The sequence below is a fragment of the Streptomyces sp. R818 genome (assembly GCF_056172735.1).
In genome coordinates this window covers 228848-231257 of sequence record NZ_JAOCNE010000003.1, presented here as the reverse complement: position 1 = coordinate 231257, position 2410 = coordinate 228848, and the positions used below count along the sequence as shown (strand labels likewise).

Here is a 2410-nt window from a genome sequence, read left to right as displayed (position 1 = left end):
TTGAGCTCGCTCAGGAGTACGACCTCGACCTGGTCGAGGTGGCGGCGACGGCCCGTCCGCCCGTCTGCAAGCTCATGGACTACGGCAAGTTCAAGTACGAGTCGGCCATGAAGGCCCGTGAGGCGCGCAAGAACCAGGCGCACACGGTCATCAAGGAGATGAAGCTCCGGCCGAAGATCGACCCGCACGACTATGACACCAAGAAGGGTCACGTCGTCCGGTTCCTCAAGCAGGGCGACAAGGTCAAGATCACGATCATGTTCCGTGGTCGCGAGCAGTCCCGGCCGGAGCTCGGCTACCGACTGCTGCAGCGTCTCGCGAACGACGTCGAGGACCTCGGTTTCGTCGAGTCGAACCCGAAGCAGGACGGTCGAAACATGATCATGGTCCTCGGTCCGCACAAGAAGAAGACCGAGGCGATGGCCGAGGCCCGTGAGGCGCAGGCCGCACGCAAGGCCGACGCGAAGGCCAACCCCGGCAAGTCGCAGAACGCGGCTGAGGGCGAGGGCGCCGAGGCGCCCGCCGAAACCCCCGCCGAGGCACCTGCCGAGGCATGATCCGGCGGCGTACAGCCTGTGCGCCACGGATACCAACCGACACAACTGACGTTCCCGCACGGCCGGTCCGGGCCCATGGCACGGACCGGCCGGGAGCGCCACCGACGAGGAGATAACGGCGCTATGCCGAAGAACAAGTCGCACAGCGGTGCCAGCAAGCGCTTCAAGATCACCGGCTCCGGCAAGGTGCTCCGTGAGCGCGCCGGCAAGCGCCACCTGCTCGAGCACAAGTCGTCCCGCGTGACGCGCCGCCTCACCGGCAACGCCGAGATGGCCCCGGGCGACGCCGCGAAGATCAAGAAGCTTCTCGGCAAGTGACCTGCCGGCGCTTCGGCGCCGCGCACGTCGGCTGAACCGGGACCTATTCGAATTCGGGTCGGGTGAGTCAACCCCGGCCCCGCTACAAGGAGTCAACAAGTGGCACGCGTCAAGCGCGCAGTCAACGCGCACAAGAAGCGTCGGGCGATCCTCGAGCAGGCCAGCGGCTACCGCGGTCAGCGTTCGCGTCTGTACCGCAAGGCCAAGGAGCAGGTCACCCACTCCCTGGTCTACAACTACAACGACCGCAAGAAGCGCAAGGGCGACTTCCGTCAGCTGTGGATCCAGCGCATCAACGCCGCTGCCCGCCAGAACGGCATGACGTACAACCGCCTCATCCAGGGTCTGAAGGCCGCCAACATCGAGGTGGACCGCAAGATCCTCGCGGAGCTGGCCGTCAACGACGCGAACGCCTTCGCGGCGCTCGTCGAGGTTGCGCAGAAGGCGCTGCCCGCGGACGTCAACGCCCCTAAGGCTGCCGCCTGATTTTCGGGTTGACCTGTGCTTCGGACCCGTAGGCCTGCTGGTCTGCGGGTCCGAGTGCGTCTGCCCCCGTCCGTTCTTCGCGGGCCCTCCCGCCGTCGTGGTTGCTCGCGCAGTTCCCCGCGCCCCTCACGGGGCGCTCCCTTCCCTAGGTGAGTTTCTATGGTTGCCGCCCCCGAGTTGATCTCCCCCAAGTCCTCTCGTGTTTCCGCTGCCCGGCGGCTCGGCAAGCGGAATTTCCGGGGGAAGGAGCGGCTGTTTCTCGCCGAGGGGCCGCAGGCCGTGCGGGAGGCCGCCGCGCACGGGGCGCTCGTGGAGATGTTCGCGACCGTCGACGCCGCGGAGCGCTACGCCGACATCGTCGCCGGGGCCCGCGCCGTCGACGCCCGGGTGCACCTCGCCGACGAGGACGTCATCGCCGACATCTCCACGACCGTGACCCCGCAGGGGCTCGTCGGGGTCTGCCGGTTCCTGGACACGCCGTTCGAGGAGATCCTCGCCGCCCGGCCCAAGCTCGTCGCCGTCCTCGCGCACGTCCGGGACCCCGGGAACGCCGGGACCGTGCTGCGCTGCGCCGACGCCGCGGGCGCCGAGGCCGTCGTGCTCACGGACGCCTCCGTCGACCTCTACAACCCCAAGGCCGTACGGGCGTCGGTCGGCTCCCTGTTCCACCTGCCGGTCGCCGTGGGCGTGCCGGTCGAGCAGGCCGTCGCCGCGCTCAAGGAGGCGGGCGTCCGCATCCTCGCCGCCGACGGGGCCGGGGACGACGACCTCGACGACGAGCTGGACAAGGGCACGATGGGCACCCCGACCGCCTGGGTCTTCGGCAACGAGGCGTGGGGGCTCCCCGAGGAGACCCGCGCGCTGGCCGACGCCGTCGTGCGCGTCCCCATCCACGGCAAGGCCGAGAGCCTCAACCTCGCCACCGCCGCCGCCGTCTGCCTCTACGCCTCCGCGCGCGCCCAGCGCGCCCCCGGCGGGTGCCGGCACTGAGCCCCCAGGGCGTTCGCGGTGACTGGTAGTCGGTCACTCGTGACTAGTAGGGTGGCGAA

4 protein-coding genes are annotated in these 2410 nt (G+C 69.4%); all 4 read left to right on the top strand.

The annotated features are described in order from the left end of the window. Positions 1 to 557: translation initiation factor IF-3 (gene infC / locus N5I75_RS06165; protein ID WP_476675117.1), on the top strand; the 557-nt coding region annotated here is incomplete at its 5' end. Between the two features lie 123 nt (positions 558 to 680). After that, positions 681 to 875, top strand: a complete 195-nt coding sequence (rpmI, locus tag N5I75_RS06160) for a 50S ribosomal protein L35 (protein ID WP_003977225.1) — start codon at positions 681 to 683, stop codon at positions 873 to 875. 99 nt (positions 876 to 974) lie between these two features. Further along, on the top strand, positions 975 to 1361 hold the full coding sequence (rplT, locus tag N5I75_RS06155) for a 50S ribosomal protein L20 (protein WP_006350245.1): 387 nt from the start codon (positions 975 to 977) through the stop codon (positions 1359 to 1361). A gap of 159 nt (positions 1362 to 1520) precedes the next feature. After that, the gene (locus N5I75_RS06150; RefSeq protein WP_476675114.1) at positions 1521 to 2351 is read left to right on the top strand and encodes a TrmH family RNA methyltransferase; all 831 of its coding nucleotides are present in this window, start codon (positions 1521 to 1523) and stop codon (positions 2349 to 2351) included. Positions 2352 to 2410: the final 59 nt, after the last annotated feature.